The following is a 20,288-nucleotide window of genomic DNA, read 5'->3' as shown; positions in this document are numbered from 1 at the left end:
ATCCTTACTGCTTACTTATCCCGTCTATCACCAATCACTTTGGCGGGGTTGCCAGCCACTATCGCCCAGTCGGGTACATCTTTCGTCACTATGCTGCCCATACCCACCACAGCGTGATCGCCAATGGTCACACCATCGACTATGCCTGCCTGAGCGCCAATCCACACATCTTGGCCAATAACAATGCCTTTGGAGTTGGCAGCTTGTTGATATATGGGGGTATCTGGCGCCATGCCATGGTTGAAGGCGTAAATAGTGACATTATTGGCGATGCGGGTTTGATTGCCTATCTGAATCCCGACCCTGCCGCCATCGAAGGAGCAGCCATGATTAATCGCCACTTCGTCCCCTAGCGTGATAGGCCCATGCAAAAAACACTCGGCGGCGATCATGCAGCGATTACCCATGCGGATATCACGATTGGGTTCGGCAAATAACTGCGCCTCGGGGGCGATAAAGCATTGCTCGCCGATGTTGATGGTTTCGAGGGCACAAAGTTTTGCTTGAATATCGTCTTGCCAAGGTTTAGCCCAGATTAAATGTTTCTCTTTTAAAGAAAAATACAGCCACGGCATCCAAGAGAGCCGCTTTTTATGCTGGCTTTGATAATCAGGTTTTGATGCAGGCGTTGGCGCAGACATTTAGCCACATTTCCCCGGTTTGAGTTCCAGTACCAAGATGTATTCTTGGTCATTATCATCGACTGCCATTTGCCAAAACACATCTAAATCATAGAGGGCGACTTGGTATAACTTAGGATCGTCCTTGGCTTTTTTATAGGCTGGGCGCGGATCTTGCCCTAAGACTCCGCGGATAAGTACGGCTAAATCTGTGTAGGTTTCCTGCTGGGCGTAACGCTCAATCTGTGTCTTGGCATGGCCAGAATACACCACTGAAATCAGTTTAGGCGCGTCTTGGGCAATGCCACCCACAGCATCGGTAATCGAATCTGAGAAAGGAATGTATGGCTTAATATCAATTATCGGTGTGCCATCGAGCAGATCCATACCGGAAATTTCGAGGCACACTTTGCCCTTGCGCTGCACTACACCGTGCAATTTCACTACAGACTGACCTATACCATTGGGGCGAAAAGTGGAGCGAGTGGCGAACACGCCGAGTTTTTCATTGCCGCCTAAACGCGGCGGGCGCACTGTGGTTTTCCAACCTTGGGCAAGATTCTCATGGAAGCAAAACAGTAACCAGAGATGTGAATATTGCTCTATGCCACGCACCGCATCGATATGATTCACATGGGGCTCGAGCTCGACATAACCACGCGCTTCAACAAGTCCGGGTTGTCTTGGAATGCCAAATTTTTGTTTATAGGGTGTGCGGCATGTTGCCACTGCGATAATTTGGTTGGTAAATGTCATGCAAAAAATTACCTAAAAAGATAAATATAACAACCGCCTAAGCTCATCATTCTAAGCTAATCATTAAGGCCCATCTTTGTGTGCTAATAATGCAGCGTTGGTCATGAAGCGTTAGCCATTAAGCGGTTGATAGGGGCAATCTTAGAACACTATAGGATCACGCCGCGAGCAGTATGCTTAATATGCGTGAGGCTTACTCTGTTGTAGCCGTTTTTACTGCTTGACCAACGCATAATGCGCGGCTGATACAACCTTGGGCAGCTTCTTCAAATATGACACATTGCTTGATGATAATGCCGTTAGCCCCTTTATCTGCCGCATTGCGACGGGCTTCGGTTCTGGCATCGGCAAGCGACGCGGGCGCACCGTTAGCATCGGCCTGACAGGACTCACCTTCGACCAATCCTTTTAACTCATAATGACCTTTAGGCAAGGTATCACCTTCATAAAGGACGACATCGGATGCCTTGAAATAGTCATTAATCGCCTCACTGTCCAAATTACTGTTAAAACTGTAGTCGCTTGCACAGGCACTGAGCAGGAGCACTAATGCACTTGAGAGGATAATTTTCATGGTTTGACCTGAGGTTGAGGAGAAAACTGCGCAGCCTTGGTAGGCTGCGCCGATGCGATATTATTATCTGAGTAAATTCTACCGCTTAAGGTACTTTTGATAAAGCTGCTGATGGCGATTATTCAGATCTATCTGCCGCCCTTCAATCCAGATAGCCTCAATTTTATTGGTCATAGGGTCGAGAATGTCCCCTTCGGACAGCACGACACTGCCTTGGTATCCCACCGCTATCGCACCTAAATCCTCCACACCTAACAGTTTTGCGGCATCTAAGGTGATGGACTTAAGTGCTTGTTCAGGCGTTAAACCATAGGCGGCGCTGTAGCCTGCGGCGTAGGGGAGGTTACGGCTATTCCAGTCCGATGAGAACCCAAGGGCGAAGGGAATACCTGCATTGGCGAGTAAAGATGGGATCTTAAAGGGTAAATCGACTGGCTCATCTTTACGTTTAGGGAGACTCAAGGTATGAGGGTAAATGACCCCAGCTTTAACTTCCCTTAGGCTTGAGTCCAAACGCCATGCATCGTATCCGCCGACAATTACCAGTTTGAATTGGTATTTTTTCGTCAAGGCGATCACTTGCTCAATTTGGCCAACACTGTCGGCATGGGCAAACAGTGTCGCTTTGCCTTGGTATAGCGGCAGCATAGCCTGCCAGCGCAGGTTGTTGGTCGCGGACTGTAGATCTTCATCCTGGTTTTTGTCTTTACCGTTGGCCTTATCACTTAAGAAATAGCGATAGCCATCTTCAAAGGCGATATTGAGCTTGTCGATTGCCTGCTGATTTTTCTCGATGGCCTTGGCTTTCTCTTTTTCATCTTCTGGCATGCGTTTGATTTGCGGCCAATAGACATGGAACTGTCCAGCACTTGGTGTCATCGCATCTTCAATCGTCCATGCATCGAGATCCACCAGTACCGATTGTCCAGCTAACCCATCACCGCTCGGGACGATTTGTGCGTGGGTAATGCCGTTGTAACGTATGGTCGGGATGAGCTCCGAATCCGCATTGTAAGCTGTGGCCGTGCTGATCTGCGGATTGATATAACCTACCTCGGCGTTATCAACCGTTGGGCGGCTCATTTCAATTTCGACTAAGCCTAAACTGGTGTCTAGGGCGATTAAGCCCGGATATAAGTGTTTACCGCTGGCATCGATGATTTGAGTGTTACTGGTTTCTGCGGTTGCATTGTTGATTTGGCTGGTCAGTTGAGGTCCAACGGCCGTGATCTTGCCATTTTCAATTAAGACGTCTGTGTTGCTGAGCACGCCTTGAGTGACTGTGTGCACAGTGGCGTTTTTAATCAGTACGCTGCGGCTTTGTTTAGGCGTAGGTACGATATCATTGGCCATCGCTGGGGCCAGCGTGGTGCAAATCGCGCCCAGTATCGCCACAAACAAAACGGTTTTAGATAAATGTTGCATTATTTGTCTCCCTCATGAGCGTGGCCCCATGCCTGATAGTGAGTGTCGCAGTGCCACTGTGGCTCGTTGAGTGGCGTGACTTTTTCACCCGCTTTAGTTTGGTCATCACTGCTGAGAATTTTTTGGATAAGTGCGGCGCGCTCGTTGACTACTGCTTGCTGGGCGACTTGGTCTTGATCGCGGTCAAAATAGCGTTTTCCTTCAACCCATGCCTGCGTCACTTTGGCGTAAATCGACAATGGCTCTGCGTTCCACAGCACGATATCGGCCATTTTTCCTGGGGTGAGTGAACCCACAAATTCATCGACTCTTAATTGCTTGGCCGGATTAATAGTGACCATGTTCCAAGCATCTTCCTTCGACATATTGCAATACATCATAGACTTAGCCGCTTCTTGGTTGAGTCTGCGCTGCATTTCATAGTCGTCTGAGTTTATGCTGGTGGTCACGCCTTTGTTTTGCATCAGGCAAGCGTTTTGCGGAATCGCGTCGTACACCTCAAACTTATAGGCCCACCAATCGGCAAAGGTCGAGGCGCCAGCGCCATGGGCGGCCAGTTCACTCGCCACTTTGTAACCTTCGAGCACATGGGTAAAGGTTTGCACTTTAAAGTGATAAGCCTCGGCTAAGCGGATAAACATCAGGATTTCTGACTGCACATAGGAATGAATGTGCACATCACGCTGCTGATTTAATACTTCGGCCACTGCTTGCAGACGGTAACTTGGGCGCGGTGCAACGGTTTTTTTCTTATCGCTGGAGCGCAGGTCATCATAGGCTTTTAACGCCTTTTCATAGGCGATGGCGGCATCGAAGGTCTCTTCAAATAACGCTTTGACTCCCATACGCGTTTGCGGGAAGCGTTGTACAAATTTCTCTCCCCAGTTGCTCTGCTTAACGTTTTCACCAAGCGCGAACTTGATACTGGCGGGCGCGTTAGCAAATTTAAGCTGCTCGGCCGTTTCGCCCCATTTCATTTTGATCAGTTGCGATTGGCCGCCAATAGGATTGGCGCTGCCGTGCAGAATTTGTGCGCTGGTGACACCGCCCGCTAAGGCACGATAGATTGAAATATCGTCGGGATTAATCACATCACCAATCCGCACCTCAGAGGTCACAGCATCCGTGCCTTCGTTGGTGCCGCCATTTATGGCGATATGCGAGTGTTCATCAATAATGCCCGCAGTAAGATGTTTACCCGTTGCATCGAGGACTTGATAGCCAGAAGGCGTACTGAGTTGCTGGCCAATTTTTTCGATGCGGCCATTGGCCATCAAGAGATCTGCATGTTCGAGAATGCCTTGCTTATCCGATGTCCACAGGGTGGCATTTTTTATGTGCAGCTTCTCAACCTTAGGCGCTTCGCTCAGTCCATAAGCGACGTTAGGGAAGGTGAGGTGACTCACTAGACTCGTGTTGGCTTCCTCCTTGGGCGCTTGATGGTCATCTTGAGTGGTATTATCAACCGCTGCAGTTTGCGCTATCGCAATACCGGCAACATTTGTGGTGCGACTCTTAGCATCGACTATTCGACCTTGAATACCGTCATCGGCCATCCACAGCGTAAAGCGGCTAAGGCCATTGATGCCTGCGGCGCTCAAATCGGCAGTAAAGCTTAATCGACCGTCATCATCTAACTTAAGTTGGGTGAGCGCGATACTTTGTTCGCCACTGCTTAAGCTGCCTTGGATTTTGGGTTTATCACCTTTGCTCGCATCTTGCAGCGATAAATCCAGTGTGAGGTTATTGAGGCTTAATTGGTAATCCCCCAGTAATCTTGCTTGGGGCAGTGAGCGAAGACTTTGCTGCTGACCTTGCAACCAAACACTGTAGATCTGGCCATCTTTAAAGATATTGCCTTTAGTGATAACAAAGTCTGCCATGTAACCGGGTGCGAGTTTGCCGGTAAAATCTGCGGTGCCTGTCATCTCGGCGGCTTGGGTGGTCAGTGCGGCTAAGGCTTGCTCTTCAGTTAAACCTTGGGCAATGGCTTGGCGCAGTCGCGGCCAGAAGGCATCTGTCTTAATACCAAATTGTGTTAGTGCGAAGGGAATACCCGCTTTGGCAACTTCTGCTGGATTGGTTGGCGCACGTTCCCACTGTCTTAAATCCGCCAGTGATACTTCGCGATCGGCATCATCTGTCCCGACATCAGGTGCTTGTGGATAGTTTAAAGGTAAGATTAACGGGTAGTTCAGCGCCTTTAACTCATTGATGCGTGAGTATTCTTGACCATTACCGAGTAGATTGGCTGGCAATTTATGTTCTTTGAGTAAATGGGCGGCACGTAATTGATCGTTGAGATTTTTGGTTTCAAAGATAATTTGCTTATCGGCCAAATTATCTAAGCGCTCAAAGGCGATATTAAATTCGACTTGATTGTTTATTGCGCCATTGGCAGATTTGTTTTTATTTTGGTTATACCAATTGGCGTCGGCAAAGGTTTGTCTAATAAGCGCAATACTGCCCATTAATGATGAGGGATAATCTTGTTCAGATGAGCCTTTATCAAATGCCATAAAAGGTTGACTACGGGCACGATAAATCACTTCGTTGGTGGTTTTGTCTGCTAATGACAGGCTAACAGCCGTCCCTCGGAAGATTCCGTCGAGTTTGCTACTTTGCACACTCGTAAAGCCATTATTGATCCACTCTTTCGCGCGTTCTTTATTGGGATAAACGTAATTAAACCATTCTTTTTCAGAATGAATTGCGCCATTGTCTGCATTGCCACCTATACGTTTAATATCGTAGACAGGACGAGTGAGCCCAAGTTTTGGATATTCGAACTCAATCCCATAATCGGTGAAAGGATCGATAAATCCAGGGTAAATAGTATAACCATTCAAATCGATTTTAAATGCGCCAGCTGGAATGTCACCGTGCTCAATAATGGCTTTAATTCGATTATTTTCAACCAATAAAGTGGCATCGCTTAAACGCTTACCCGGCGCAATGATTAATTCAGCATGGGTAAAAGCCGTGAGTTTATTGGAGGTTGTCCCTGTATTGATTTGGGCATATGTGGTCGGTGAGACTAAGCTAGCGATTATGCTGCAGCTTATAATTATCTTATTGTTTATCTGCATTATTTTATTCAATCGAGTGAGGGTGAATAAAGAGTAACTGAAAGCAGATGTAAATACTAAGGTTGAATTGTAACGCAATTTGAGCGGGAATGAGGCGTGGGATTTACGCTTGTCGTTTTAGATTGCAGCCAATAATGGATATAAAAAAGCTCGCAATGAATGCGAGCTTTTATGCAAATGTGTGTTGGTTACTCGAACCGCCACACCGAATTGGATTAGATTAAGAAATCTTCCATAGAACGACCTTTGTTGATCTCGTTCTTAAATACGGTTGGCATACGGCCTTGGCCAGTCCATTGAACCATTTCACCGTCAACTTCGATTTGGTATTTAGCTGGACGAGGAGCGCGTTTTTTCGCGGTTGCTTTAACAGCTACGCCACCTAAGTCATCAATGGATAAACCAACGGCTTCCATTTGTTGACGGATTTCTTCAATCTTAGCATTACGAGCTGCCATGGCTTGTTCTTCTTCCTCAGCCATAGACTCGCGTTCTACTAAAATTTTATCTAATTTGTCGGCTAAATCACGTAACTCTTCAACGCTAAGTTCTTTAACTGCTGCTTTAAAACGACGGCCGTGAGTTAATATCTCTAAAAATTCGCTCATATCTATTTTCGTCCCACTCTAATTTTTAATACAGGATAATGGTGAACAACACCTAAATGATAGAAACTAATATAGCTCGAATCAAATAAAATTATGCATTTTAAGTAAATTAAATATTATTTATATTTTGAACTTTTCTTATTTCCTCAAATAAGTGTTCAAAAAAGTAGCCGTTGTTGAGGATTAAAAAATGCAAACAGGCGTTTGACTTTGGTTGACGTTAACGTTAACAGGACGTAAAGTTGCTCTATCCTGCATTGGTATTAACCAATGTTTTGTCCATGTACATGAAAGTGTAGGAAGGAAACCCTATGAAAGTATTGGTGCCCGTTAAGCGCGTTGTTGATGCCAATGTGAAGGTCAGGGTCAAAGCTGACAATACAAGTGTTGACACCGCAAACCTAAAAATGGCGTTGAACCCTTTTTGTGAAATCGCAGTAGAAGAAGCGGTTCGTTTAAAAGAAGCGGGTAGCGCTACTGAAGTGGTTGTTGTCAGTATTGGTAATAAAGCCGTTCAAGAACAATTACGTACTGCGCTCGCATTAGGTGCAGACCGTGCGATCCATATCGATACTGAAGATGAACTGGTGCCAGTATCTATCGCCAAATTGCTTAAAGCGGTACAAGACAAAGAACAAGCTGAACTGGTGATTTTTGGTAAGCAATCTATCGATGGTGATAATAACCAAACTGGCCAAATGTTTGCCGCGTTAATGGATATGCCACAGGCGACCTTTGCTTCAGAAATCAAATTAGAAGCGAATACATTACAAGTCACCCGTGAAATTGACGGCGGCATGCAAACTCTCAAGCTGCCTTTACCTGCTGTCGTGACCGCTGATCTACGTTTGAACGAACCCCGTTACGCTTCACTACCTAACATAATGAAAGCCAAGCGTAAGCCATTAGAAGTCTTTACTGTCGCTGATTTGGGCGTGACGTTAAAGAGTCACCAAACGGTTGTGAAGGTCACTCCGCCAGCAGAACGTAAAGCAGGCATAATGGTAGCGTCGGTAGCTGAGCTAGTTGAAAAGTTAAAAAATGAAGCGAAGGTGATCTAAATGGCCATTTTAGTATTAGCTGAACATGATAATGCCGCACTAAAACTTGATACGGCAAAAATCGTCACTGCCGCTCGCGCCATTGGCGATGAAGTGCATGTACTGGTTGCGGGTCACGAATGTGGCGCGGTTGTCCAAGCTGCACAAGCGCTACAAGGCGTTAGCCAAGTGCTCGTTGCCGATGCCAGCGTGTATGAAGCGCATTTAGCGGAAAATTTTGCCAAATTGCTGGTGGACTTAGCGCCAAACTATGGCCACATTCTGGCTTCTGCTTCGAGCTTAGGTAAGGACACGCTTCCGCGTGTGGCGGCATTATTAGATGTTGCGCAAATCTCTGAAGTCATTACCGTCGTCAATGCTGACACCTTTGTGCGCCCTGTGTATGCGGGTAACGCCTTAGCGACAGTGCAAAGCCATGATGCCATCAAAGTGATGACAGTACGCGCCAGTGCCTTTGATGCTGCGCCAGAAGGTAACAGCGCGGCTGTGACGACACTCGATAAAGTGTTTGAAGCGAGAACTCAGTTTGTTTCTCAATCCTTGACGGTATCAGCCCGTCCAGAATTAGGTAATGCTGGCATTATCGTATCTGGTGGCCGAGGCATGGGCAGTGGTGAAAACTTCGGCATGTTAGAGCAACTTGCTGACAAGCTCGGTGCAGCCGTTGGCGCATCACGCGCTGCAGTTGACGCAGGTTTTGTGCCTAACGATTTACAAGTGGGTCAAACCGGTAAAATCGTTGCGCCAAACTTGTATATTGCCGTCGGTATTTCTGGCGCGATTCAGCATTTAGCCGGCATGAAAGACGCTAAAGTTATCGTTGCTATCAACAAAGACGCGGAAGCGCCTATTTTCCAAGTTGCCGATTATGGACTCGTTGCTGATCTGTTTGAGGCGGTTCCTGAGCTGATTACAAGTCTCGGTTGATTTAATCTGTGATCTAGGTCACATTAAGTGGTTTTGCGGTAGCATCTGCTAAGCCGCTTATGTTTTTATGTGCCTCACGCCCGCGTACGGGCGTTCTTAGAAGTAGAGGCGCGCCAAATATTAGTAGTGATCAGTAGGGTGATTCCGTTGATCGATTGCGAAAGGATTTGGTGCCGAAGTGGTTCGATTTATCACGATCGACTGCTGGGGTTGTACCTAATAGGTGCAGCACTGCCATAGTATTTTCCGATATGGATATTGGGAATAGTTACTATGGAGCGCTACTGATAGGACAGGTGACCTTGGGTATCTATTGCCTTTTCCCACCAGTTCAGTCGCCCTCCATTCGTATTTAACGAAGATAATAATCAATGACTGTTATGAATTATGCCGATTCGGCACTTTCCTTGTTGCCGCCTGCGGTGGCTATCGTGTTGGCGATATTGACTCGCCGTGTACTGCTTTCTTTGGGGTTAGGTATTTTAATTGGTGCTTTATTGCTCAATCAATTTTCACCTTTAGCAACGGGTGAGTTTGTATTTAATGGCGTTAAAGGGCTTTTTTGGACTGATAAAGGTCTAAATTCGTGGAACTTATATATTCTCGGTTTCTTAATTGTATTGGGAATGATCACAGCGTTAATTACCGTAAGTGGCAGCGCGCGGGCTTTTGCCGATTGGGCTCGTTTACATATACGTAATAAACGTGACGCTAAACTATTGACCATGTTTTTAGGTTGCGTAGTTTTTATTGATGATTATTTCAATAGTTTAGTTGTTGGTTCGGTCGCTCGACCTGTTACCGATCGTTATTATGTTTCCCGCGCTAAGTTAGCTTATTTATTAGATTCTACTGCCGCGCCTGTGTGCGTTATTTCTCCAGTTTCGAGCTGGGGTGCTTATATTATCGCACTCATTGGCGGGATATTAACTGCCCATGGTTTTGCTGATACGGGTCATTTGAGTATTTTTATTCAAATGATCCCGATGAACTTTTACGCAATCTTCTCCTTGTTATTATTACTTTTTGTTGTCTTTATGGGACTAGATGTTGGGCCAATGCGTGAGCATGAGCTCAATGCCCAACGTGGTAATTTATACGATGAGTCTAAAGGATTACCGCCTGGGGCGAACGCGGATTTACCTGAAGCCGAAACTGGTAAGATTTTAGGTCTGTTCCTGCCGATTACCGTGTTGGTATTTGCAACCCTCTATTTTATGATTAACAGTGGCGCTCAAGTACTCGCGGCGGAAGGGATTGAATTTAATATTATTTCTGCTTTTGAGAAAACCGATGTCAGTTCATCACTTTTCTTTGGTGCATTAATTGGTCTAGCGGTCTCGCTGATATTGAATTTAGTGCAAGGCGTTGAGAAATTGATGATAGTCAAAGGTATAGTGCAGGGCGCTCGCTCTATGCTGCCGGCGATTTACATCCTGTTATTTGCTTGGACAATCGCAGGTGTGATTGGCCAACTCGAAACCGGTAAGTTTATGGCGAGTTTAGCAACAGGAAATATTCCGTTCGCGTTTTTACCCGCCTTAATGTTTGTGCTAGCAGGTATTACTGCGTTCTCAACTGGTACTAGCTGGGGTACGTTCGGGATCATGTTGCCGATTGCTGCTGATATGGCGATGGGAAGTCACACTGGCATGATGTTGCCTATGCTTGCCTCTGTGCTGGCGGGGGCTGTATTTGGCGATCATTGCTCGCCAATTTCCGACACGACTATCTTGTCGTCTACGGGCGCCAGTTGCCACCACATCGACCATGTGGTGACTCAGCTACCTTATGCACTCATTGCGGCGTTTATTAGCTTAGTGGGTTATGTGGCACTTGGATTTACCGAGTCTGTTGTCGCGGGTTTAGTGGCTTGTAGTGTGGCATTTGTGATCAGTATTATCGTACTTAAAATCAAATCTAAAGGCGCAATTAGCTAGACGTTAATTGAAACCTTTCACTGCAAACGTTCACGACAAATAAGTCAAAATAAATCAGCCAGCATTATGCTGGCTGATTTTTTTTGGTTAAGGCTGAGTTTGTCTTTATCTCTAGCCTATCGCATTAAGGCTATCGACTCTTAGCTTAGCGTGCTTGATCTAGACCGCGGCGTTTAAGTAAGCCTTCTGTGGTTGGCTCTTGTCCGCGGAAGTTTTTGTAGGCGTCCATTGGCGCTATGCTATTACCCACTTCACGAATCGTTTTGCGGTACTTCATGCCGATTTCACGATTGAGCCCGCCTTGGGTTTGTACATAGGCAAACGCATCCGCCGCTAAAATCTCACTCCACATATAAGCGTAATAACTTGCCGAGTAACCGCCGGGGAAGGCGTGGGCAAAATAGGTCGACTTATAACGCGGAGGTACGGCACTAATGTTTAAGCCGTGCTTTTTCAAGGCATTGGATTCAAAGGTTGGTACATCTTGCAACGGCGTATCTGGGCTTAATGAATGCCATTCCATGTCTACTAATGCGGCGGCCATGTATTCCAGAGTGTCAAAGCCTTGGTTGAAGCTGCCTGATTTCAGCAGTTTTTGCAGCAGTTCATCGGGAATGGTTTTGCCCGTTTCGTAGTGTTTCGCGTAGTTCGCTAACACTTTTGGATGGGCGGCCCAATCTTCTTCAAACGTCGATGGGAATTCGACAAAGTCGCGTGAAACCGAGGTGCCCGCCAGACTTGGATAAGTCACTTTAGAGAACATGCCGTGGGTGCCGTGACCCATTTCATGGAACATAGTGGTGACTTCGTTATAGCTGACGAATGTGGGTTGACCTTCGGGCGCTTTCTTTATGTTCATCACGTTGACGACCACAGGTTTAGTGCCTTCGAGGAAGGATTGACCGACGAACGAACTCATCCAAGCGCCACCACGTTTACCTTCACGGGCAAAATAGTCGGCGTAGAAAATGGCCATGCTTGAGCCATCGGCATCAAACATTTCGTAGGCTTTCACATCGGGATGGTAAACCGGTAAATCTGGGCGTGGTTTTAAGGTGACGCCATAGAGTTCTTTGAGTGTGTAGAATACGCCGTCTTCGAGCACGCGGTTAAATTCGAAGTATGGGCGAATGCTATTGGCATCGAGAGCGTATTTTTCTTGGCGGACTTTTTCTGCGTAAAACTCCCAGTCCCACGGTGCCAGTTCAAATTGCCCACCGGTTTTAGTGATCATGGCTTGAATGTCGGCCGCTTCTTTCTCTGTGTTAGCAACTACCGCAGGCACCATTGAGCCAAACATGCTGTAAACCGCTTCGGGTGTTTTGGCCATTTGCGGTGCTAATCGATAACTTGCCCAGTTTTCATAGCCTAATAGTGTTGCGCGCTCGGCTCTGAGTTTCGCTAAACGAGATACGAGTGACGCAGTTTCGTTTTCACCAGTTAAGCCACGGTTCGCTGAGGCTTCCCAAATACGCTGGCGTAGCTCACGGTTTTCCAGTGATGCCAACACAGGTTGGCGAGTGGTGTTGGTGATGTTAATCAGATACTTGCCATCGTGACCTGCCGCCTTGGCATCGTTCGCGGCTGAAGTGATTTCACCGTCGGTTAATCCAGCAAGTTCATTTTTTGAATCCACCACAACGGCGATTTCTTTGGTTAAGCGTAATAAACGCTGAGAGAACTCATTCGTTAGTGTTGATTGTTCTTCATTTAACGCGCGGATTTTAACTTTTTGTTCATCGGTAAGTTTAGCGCCAGCCATGATAAAGCGTTGGTGATATACCTCAACCAAACGCACGGCTTCTGGGGTTAACCCTAAGTTAGTGCGGTCGTTATAGATGGCTTCGATACGGGCAAATAGCGCTGGGTTTAAGTTGATATTATCTGAGTGGGCCGCCATTTTTGGCGCCATTTCCCCTTGGATTTTACGCAGTTCTGGATTGCTGTTTGACCCTGCTAAATTATAAAACACGCTTGATGCACGGTTGAGTAGGGCGCCGCTTTTCTCCATAGCCACAATCGTATTATCGAAGGTTGCTGCTGCCGGATTATTGGCTATTGCGAGAATTTCTTGATACTGCTCTGCCATGCCTTGCTCTAAGGCTGGCGAGAAGTGCTCATTCTTTATGAGGCTAAAATCGGGTGCTTGATATTGCAGGTTACTGGCTTGGAACAGCGGGTTTTGGGTTGGTACCGAGATAACGTTAGGTGCTTTAGTTTCTGTGCTGCTGCAACCTGCCATGAATCCGGCGGTGAGAGTGGCGCCGATGGCGATGGCAATAAAACTTTTACGCATAATTGAGTGACTTCCTTTGAATTGTTGTTTTTTTAGGACTGTAACGTTAGTAACTTAAATAGGACTGAAAATGGCTTGTTATCGGGAATGTCTAAGTAAAAAAGGAGCCTCGCATTAGCGAGACTCCTTTGGCTATTTCCTTGCAGGGAAAATAGGTACCGCTTTTTACTTACTTCTTAATCACGCGATGATGAGATGATTAATTAGCGAGTAAACTTGTGGTATTTATCAATACCAGAACTTCTACCTGTGTCATGACATACTGCACAGGATTCAGAGGTCGGTTGTTTAAACCAGTCAGCAACCTTTGGTATGCTGATTTCACCACCGTTGCTTGCCATATGCGCCTTAGCTGAATCGCTAGTGTGGCAGGCATAACAGTTAGCGGTGACTGGGCTTGTCATTTTGCTACCTGGCTCAGCGATGTATTGATTTGGCACTTTGCTTAAATCAATCGCTTTTTCATGACAGGCAACGCAGCTAGTAGAGGCTTCAATCGCGCCTGCACCGTTAGCGGTTTGCGCTTGAGTTCCATCAGCTTTAACTTCACCGACTTTAGCGCCATTACCCCAGTGCCAGCTGTGCACCATAGGACCAAAACCTGCGCCTAAGGCTGCTGAAGTACGTTCCATGCCGTTGTCATGGCAGGCGATACAAGCTTTACCACCTTCATCGAAGGCACCATTTTTGTGGAACGCAGTGGCATCGTTGTGACAAGTAGTACAGCTGTTAGTACTCGCAATCTCACGACGTTCGAAGCCAGAGACCTTTTGAGTGGTGACAGGGTTAACGACATCTGAGTAAGCCGTAAAGGATATGCCCATAGAACCATCATAACCTGTCGTTCTTAGGCTGCCATTACTTTGGTAGCGTTGCTTACCATCATATTCCATCCAACCAGCGGTACTGAATGTCACGCGGGCAGAATAAACATAGTTAGCATTCACTGCGCTGATATCCGTCAGTAAATGACAGATATTTTTAGTGCCGTCAGTGTTGTAACCATAGTAGTAGTTAGTACGGTTACCTGGGCGACCCACTAAGCTGCCATTTTCATAGGAATGTAAATAAGCGCCCGCATAAACTACGGGTTTCTTAGCGTCATATACTAGCGGGCTAGAATAGTTAAAGTTGTCTTTAATGCTAAAGACGTTACCATCGGTGTCTTTCACTGTCAGCGTTGTACACCAGCCTGGGGCGGTTACTGCAGCCGCAGCACCTGTTGGCGCATAGTGGTCTGTCTTGGTAGAAATATCATCTACTTTAACAGGTGTTGATAGACTCAATTTATACTTAGCGCGAATCGCTTGGCGTTCGGTTATACCCGCTTTGCTTTCGTGCATAATGCGCAGATCCGCACCATTACTTGGGATAATAGCCCCAGGTACGCCACCACTGTCATGGCAATCAATACAACCGGGTCCAGCTACGTTGATGTTTTTAGGTGCTTCAACGTGACAAGATGTACAGTTTTGTACTGAAAAGTCTTTAGTAAAATCTTGGTGATTGATATGACCAATTTTAGATAGGGTGTTTGTCGCATAGCCACCCGTAGAGAAACCTTCAGCATTGACAACTGCGCGGCTAACTGAGCCGTGACACACTAAACAGCCTTCCACGAAGGTGACTTCGCTGTCCATGCCGGTAGCGACATAGCTTGCATGACGACGAGGGCTTGTTGAATAGTCGATATGGCAAGAGTAACAACTATCAGTTGTAGTTGAATGGGTGCCTTCAGGTTTGTTAACGACCAGAGGTTTAGAGGTCGCAATACCATTATTACCACCGACACGTAACCAAACAATACCTTCAGTGCTTGGATTAACCCCTTTCATTGGTACTTTAAATTGGTAATGACCATCAGCTAAAGCGGTCAATTCAGCGCCGACGGTTGCTTGAGTTGCTTCACCGCCAATATGGACGTTATCTGCAACACCATTTTTATCAGCTTCGGTGCGGTTAGTGATGAAGCCTTTATCTGTTAGTGCCGCCACTTTGGCTTGAGCATTTAACAGTCCGTTGATTAGGTTATTGTTTTCATCTGTAATTTCAAATTCGTAAGTGATACTGCCTTCGCCAAAGCTATAGTTGATCACTTTGACGTTAGTCATAGTAGAACTGGTGACAGGGGGCGGTGTTCCAGGCTCACCGGGTGTTCCAGGTTCACCAGGTGTTCCAGGGATACCGGGCGTTCCTGGTGCTCCATCTACACCATCTTTACCATCATCGCCGCAGCCAACAAGGGCGCCAGTTAGTGCTAAGGCAACTAAATATGCCAGTTTTCTAGAGGTGAAAATTCTCATCATAATCTCCATTTGATCCAATATGCGAATAAAGGACGGAGTGGAGCACTAAAGTTTGCAGGGTAGATTAGTGCTTTGACCGTTGGTCTCAATTTGCAAGCTATCGAATACTTTTCTTTTTTTAATTGAGCACGTTTTGTCTCGAATGAAATATTACTGTTAACGCTATGTTTATTTTTTGAGCGCAAGCCCATTTATACCTATTACTTTGGAGGTAGATCGCACTTTTTAAATTTAACTTTTACTAATTTTTCCTTATGAAACAACATTTAAGTTTCAGTTAAGCTTTCATTAACAATTGAACGGCATTGGGGCGTTTTTTATGTTTTTTGCAGGGAAGAGTATTAAATGAAGTGGACTCGAAATATTTCAGGAGGCGATTGGGGATTAAAATGATTGATAAGTTGGTGTCATTGCAGAATTTCATGATAAAAGCTTAGCGGCTGCTAGTGTTCTGATGTGAAGCGCAATGTTAGACTAGCGCTCAATTTGGCTCTGGTAGCAGACGCGTAAGCGCTAACGTTTTTAAAGGGTATAAGTCTTGGCTCAATTGTATTTTTATTATTCGGCAATGAACGCGGGTAAATCCACTTCCCTATTACAGTCATCCTATAACTACCGTGAACGCGGTATGAATACTTTGGTCATGACAGCCTCCATAGATGACAGGTATGGCAAAGGTAAAGTGGCCTCGCGTATTGGCATTGAAACCGAAGCACAGGTATTTAGTAGCCAAGATGATTTAACTCAAATGATTAGCGATGTGCATCAAGCTACGCCATTAAGTTGTGTGCTGGTGGATGAGTGTCAGTTTTTGAGTAAAGAACAGGTTAAGCAACTGACGCATGTGGTCGATAATATTGATATTCCTGTACTCTGCTATGGCCTAAGAACGGACTTTCAAGGCGAACTTTTTAGCGGCAGTCATTATTTATTAGCTTGGGCCGATAAATTAGTTGAGTTGAAGACTATTTGTCATTGTGGCCGTAAGGCTAACATGGTGGTGCGTCTTGATGGTGAAGGCAAGGTGATGCGCGAGGGTGAGCAAGTGGCGATTGGCGGTAATGAAAGTTACGAGTCTGTCTGTCGCAAGCATTTTCGTGAATTTATCTGGGATGCGCATGAATATGTGGGATGAGGCTTCGTTAATCACGTGTGATTATTGAGCGACTCATTCTTTTTATGCGACTTAAATTAGCTCGTTTTGTTTTTAAGTCATACTGTCTGTTGCCTTAATCGCTGAAAATACCTTGATATCAACAAATTAATATTTGGCAAAATGTACTATCAGCTTAACATAAGTATTGATTAGTGGCGGTTGTGGGTCACAGGCACCCTTCTTTACAGTGAAGTTAGGTTTGATAAAGTGTGGAACATAATGGGTACTAAGACTAATTAATAGAGCCGGATAATGGCTAGATGAGTTTGATATCTTGCTTTACTGAGTGGCAACGGATTTGCTGAGTTGCATGAAAGATGAATATTTTAGTGTTTTTTTGGAGCTGTTTTGCCTAATTCCACATCAGAGATGAAGTTCGAAAATTATCGTCCTCGTCCACCACAACCTGAGCCTAAAGCTAAGGTTAAGCCGCCGCGTAAAGCCAGATCAAAGGGCAGGGTCTGGTTCTTATTTTTTATTCTGATTTGCTGCGCTGCATTGCTGATTGGACTTGAGGTTAAAACTTCGTTTTACCAAGCAAAATTCATCAATCAATATGCTAAGACGCTCACCTATGAATTAGAAAGCTCACCGAGCCAAGCGGTTATTTATCCTAGTTATGGTCCTTTTGATGAGCGCCATGGCTACAGTAAGTTACCTCAGTATATTGATAGGTTATTGCAACGGAATTTTCAGGTAACGCAACAAGTGGCGTTTTCGCCAGCGTTGCAGGAATACGCTCAACTTGGATTTTTTCCGCCTTACCATGAAAAGGCTCAATCTGGGTTGACGCTGCTCGATTGCCGCAATACTGATTTATACGAATTTGCCTATCCTAAACGGGTTTATCAGGACGACGATAAGATCCCCAATGAAATCGTTAATACTTTACTGTTTATTGAAAACCGCGAGTTATGGACGACGGAAGAGAAACTCAATCCGGTGATCGACTGGCCACGTTTTGTGGTGGCAGGCATGAGCCAAATTGCTGAAATGGTTGGTATGAATGTCTCTACCGCGGGTGGCAGTACACTCGCGACTCAGATTGAGAAATTCCGCCATTCTTCCCAAGGTTTAACCTTGAGTATTAAAGATAAGTTACTGCAAATTGGCTCGGCCAGTGTGCGCGTGTACCAACAAGGTGAAAACACTGAACCTGCTCGTAAGCGCATCGTTCAAGATTATCTGAATACCGTGCCATTATCTTCGGCGCCAAATCATGGTGAAGTTCATGGTATTGGTGATGGACTGTGGGCGTGGTTTGGTACCGATTTCGATACTGCAAACAAGCTGTTAGCATCGCCGCAGATCAAAGGTAATGCCACCAAGCGCGGACAAGTATTCCGACAAGTGGTTGCCTTGATGATCGCCCAACGTCGTCCGTCCTACTATCTATTACAAGGTCATGAAGATCTTGAAAACTTAGTCGATAGCCATATCCGTTTACTCGGCCAGTATTATTTGATTGATCGTGGTCTACGTGATGCTGCACTCGCGCAGAAATTGCAGTTTAAGGTCGCCAAGCCGCAGCGTAATACCCAATCTGGCGCAGATAAGGGCGTGAACACAGTTCGCATTCGCACCGCTGGCATGTTAAATGTGGGGCTGTATGATTTAGACAGGCTTGATTTGACGGTCAATAGTAGCTTACACAGTGACTTACAGCAGAAAGTCAGTCACTACTTACGCAGTCTGGCGCAAGTGCCTACCGCGGAGCAAGTGGGTCTGCTTGGCGAACGGTTACTCGACCCAAGCCAACTGCAAAACGTGCTGTATAGCTTTACGCTTTATGAGCGCACTGATACCGCCAACCGAGTTAGAGTGCAGACGGATAGTACTGATCAGCCTTTTGATATTAACGAGGGCAGCAAGTTGGAATTGGGCTCAACCGCTAAATTGCGGGTGATGGCGACCTACTTAGAAATCATTGCCGAGATCCACGACAAGTATTCCAAGAAACATGGGATTGAATTGGAATCCATCATTATCGAACCTAGGGATCATTTAACCCGTTGGGCGATTGATTACTTGATTTTGAATCCCGACAGACGTTTAGACCGCATGTTAGATGCGGCGTTACAGCGAGAATATTCGGCCTCAACCAGTGAACAATTTTTTACCGGTGGTGGGTTGCATGTGTTTAATAACTTTAAAAAAACAGAAGATTTAAAAACGCCAACACTTTACCAAGCCCTGCAGGATTCGGTTAACTTGCCGTTTGTGCGTCTCATGCGCGATATCGTGAATTACAGCAGTAGTATGCAAAACGAGGGCAATATGGCCCAGTTGCTGCGTAATGATAAAGATCCGCGCCGTGACGAATATCTGCGGGTATTTGCTGATAGAGAAGGTAATACCTTCGTTACTAAGTTTTATCGCAAGTACAAAAAAGTGGCTGCGAATGAGCGTTTCGACATGTTTTTTGACGGTTTGTCCCAGTCGGAGCAGCAGTTGACGGCGGCGTATCGCTATTTACTGCCCGATGAACCTATGGCGGCATTTAAGGCTTTCTTGAAGCAAAGACTGCCACAGGTAAGCTATACCGATGGTCGTATTAAGAGCTTATATAACAAGTACGGTCCGGATAAATATAATTTGCCAGATCAAGGCTATATCGCACGGGTGCATCCCTTGGAATTGTGGGTGCTGGATTACCTTAATCATAATCCTGATGCCAACTTGAACGATGTTAAGCAGGCGAGTGAAGCACAACGTCAAGAGGTTTACCGTTGGTTGTTTAGGACGCGGCATAAAAACGCCCGTGACGTACGAGTGCAAGTGATGCTTGAAGTTGAAGCCTTCCTTGACATACATCAACGTTGGGCGCGTTTAGGTTATCCCTTTGATTCTATGGTGCCATCCTTAGGCTCAGCACTGGGTAGCTCGGGTGACCGACCCGCAGCCTTAGCCGAGCTGATGGGCATTATTCAAAACGACGGCTATCGTTTGCCCACAGTGCGTATCAATCAGCTGCATTTCGCCGCAGATACGCCCTATGAAGTGAGATTGCAGAATCAGAACACCCAAGGTGAGCGGGTAATGCGCCATGAAGTAGCACAAGCCTTAAAAGCAGCGCTGGCGAACGTAGTGCAAAACGGCACCGCACGTCGTTTAAAGGGCATTTTTACCGATGAAAAAGGTGGCATGTTAGCCATAGGCGGGAAAACCGGCACCGGTGATAACCGTATTGTGACTCAGATGCAGCAAGGTAAAAAAGTGGCGACTACGGCGATGAACCGCACTGCGACCTTCGTGTTTTATCTAGGTGACAAATACTTCGGTACTTTGACCGCCTTCGTGCCCGGCAGTAAATCTGATGATTTTAGTTTTACTTCGGCGCTGCCATTGCAGGTGATGAAGGGCATGATGCCTATTTTAGCTCCCTATGTACAAACCGAGCAGGGCATGTGTGTGGTGAACGAATAAAGGCATGAATTAATAAGTGCCACGCCAACGACAAAGAGTGTTCCAGATGAACACTCTTTGTCGTTTTAAGGCTTACATTCTCTATCGATTGAGTTTATTGCTGT

13 protein-coding genes and 1 riboswitch are annotated in these 20,288 nt (G+C 46.0%); of the genes, 5 read left to right on the top strand and 8 right to left on the bottom strand.

Annotated features, from left to right (window positions below; genetic code table 11):
* Positions 1–11: 11 nt before the first annotated feature.
* The 6 genes from L5M49_RS04045 to L5M49_RS04020 all read right to left on the bottom strand — a co-directional run bounded on the left by L5M49_RS04045 (position 12) and on the right by L5M49_RS04020 (position 7,072).
* Entirely contained in the window at positions 12–641 is a 630-nt protein-coding gene (locus tag L5M49_RS04045; protein ID WP_131523129.1) for an acyltransferase, read from the bottom strand.
* The gene (gene tsaA / locus L5M49_RS04040; protein ID WP_263265496.1) at positions 642–1,376 is read right to left on the bottom strand and encodes a tRNA (N6-threonylcarbamoyladenosine(37)-N6)-methyltransferase TrmO; all 735 of its coding nucleotides are present in this window, start codon (positions 1,374–1,376) and stop codon (positions 642–644) included.
* A 193-nt stretch (positions 1,377–1,569) separates the two neighbouring features.
* Positions 1,570–1,950 carry an Rcs stress response system protein RcsF gene (gene rcsF / locus L5M49_RS04035; RefSeq protein ID WP_263173654.1) on the bottom strand — a complete coding sequence of 127 codons (381 nt, stop codon included), beginning with the start codon at positions 1,948–1,950 and terminating at the stop codon, positions 1,570–1,572.
* 78 nt (positions 1,951–2,028) lie between these two features.
* Positions 2,029–3,375: an amidohydrolase family protein gene (locus L5M49_RS04030; protein ID WP_263265495.1), complete on the bottom strand. Its 1,347-nt coding sequence runs from the start codon at positions 3,373–3,375 to the stop codon at positions 2,029–2,031.
* Complete coding sequence (locus L5M49_RS04025) at positions 3,375–6,464, bottom strand: amidohydrolase family protein (protein ID WP_263265494.1); 3,090 nt, start codon at positions 6,462–6,464, stop codon at positions 3,375–3,377. The genes L5M49_RS04030 and L5M49_RS04025 overlap by 1 nt, the downstream gene beginning before the upstream one ends.
* Before the next feature lie 215 nt (positions 6,465–6,679).
* Positions 6,680–7,072: an H-NS family nucleoid-associated regulatory protein gene (locus tag L5M49_RS04020; protein ID WP_006082339.1), complete on the bottom strand. Its 393-nt coding sequence runs from the start codon at positions 7,070–7,072 to the stop codon at positions 6,680–6,682.
* Positions 7,073–7,383: 311 nt separating this feature from the next.
* Here L5M49_RS04020 and L5M49_RS04015 point away from each other — a divergent pair, with 311 nt between their 5' ends.
* The 3 genes from L5M49_RS04015 to L5M49_RS04005 all read left to right on the top strand — a co-directional run bounded on the left by L5M49_RS04015 (position 7,384) and on the right by L5M49_RS04005 (position 11,000).
* A complete protein-coding gene (locus L5M49_RS04015; RefSeq protein ID WP_220776697.1) occupies positions 7,384–8,133 on the top strand; it encodes an electron transfer flavoprotein subunit beta/FixA family protein in 750 nt (249 codons plus the stop codon).
* On the top strand, positions 8,134–9,060 hold the full coding sequence (locus L5M49_RS04010; protein ID WP_263265493.1) for an electron transfer flavoprotein subunit alpha/FixB family protein: 927 nt from the start codon (positions 8,134–8,136) through the stop codon (positions 9,058–9,060).
* A gap of 95 nt (positions 9,061–9,155) precedes the next feature.
* Positions 9,156–9,352, top strand: a riboswitch (Lysine riboswitch).
* Positions 9,353–9,431: 79 nt separating this feature from the next.
* Positions 9,432–11,000, top strand: a complete 1,569-nt coding sequence (locus tag L5M49_RS04005) for a Na+/H+ antiporter NhaC family protein (protein WP_028761122.1) — start codon at positions 9,432–9,434, stop codon at positions 10,998–11,000.
* Positions 11,001–11,145: 145 nt separating this feature from the next.
* On the opposite strand, the gene L5M49_RS04000 is transcribed toward L5M49_RS04005, so the two are convergent.
* Together L5M49_RS04000 and L5M49_RS03995 are read right to left on the bottom strand one after the other, a co-directional pair.
* Positions 11,146–13,296 carry a M3 family metallopeptidase gene (locus L5M49_RS04000; RefSeq protein WP_263265492.1) on the bottom strand — a complete coding sequence of 717 codons (2,151 nt, stop codon included), beginning with the start codon at positions 13,294–13,296 and terminating at the stop codon, positions 11,146–11,148.
* 203 nt (positions 13,297–13,499) lie between these two features.
* The gene (locus L5M49_RS03995) at positions 13,500–15,599 is read right to left on the bottom strand and encodes a multiheme c-type cytochrome (protein ID WP_263265491.1); all 2,100 of its coding nucleotides are present in this window, start codon (positions 15,597–15,599) and stop codon (positions 13,500–13,502) included.
* 541 nt (positions 15,600–16,140) lie between these two features.
* Between L5M49_RS03995 and L5M49_RS03990 the strand changes: the two genes are divergently transcribed.
* Positions 16,141–16,737: a thymidine kinase gene (locus L5M49_RS03990; RefSeq protein ID WP_028761119.1), complete on the top strand. Its 597-nt coding sequence runs from the start codon at positions 16,141–16,143 to the stop codon at positions 16,735–16,737.
* A gap of 369 nt (positions 16,738–17,106) precedes the next feature.
* Positions 17,107–20,184, top strand: a complete 3,078-nt coding sequence (locus L5M49_RS03985) for a transglycosylase domain-containing protein (RefSeq protein WP_131523137.1) — start codon at positions 17,107–17,109, stop codon at positions 20,182–20,184.
* Positions 20,185–20,288 lie beyond the last annotated feature (104 nt).

The organism is Shewanella sp. SM74 (genome assembly GCF_025653725.1).
GTDB lineage: Bacteria > Pseudomonadota > Gammaproteobacteria > Enterobacterales > Shewanellaceae > Shewanella > Shewanella oncorhynchi.
The sequence above is the reverse complement of the archived record's forward strand: the minus strand, read 5'-3'. Positions and strand labels throughout refer to the sequence as shown.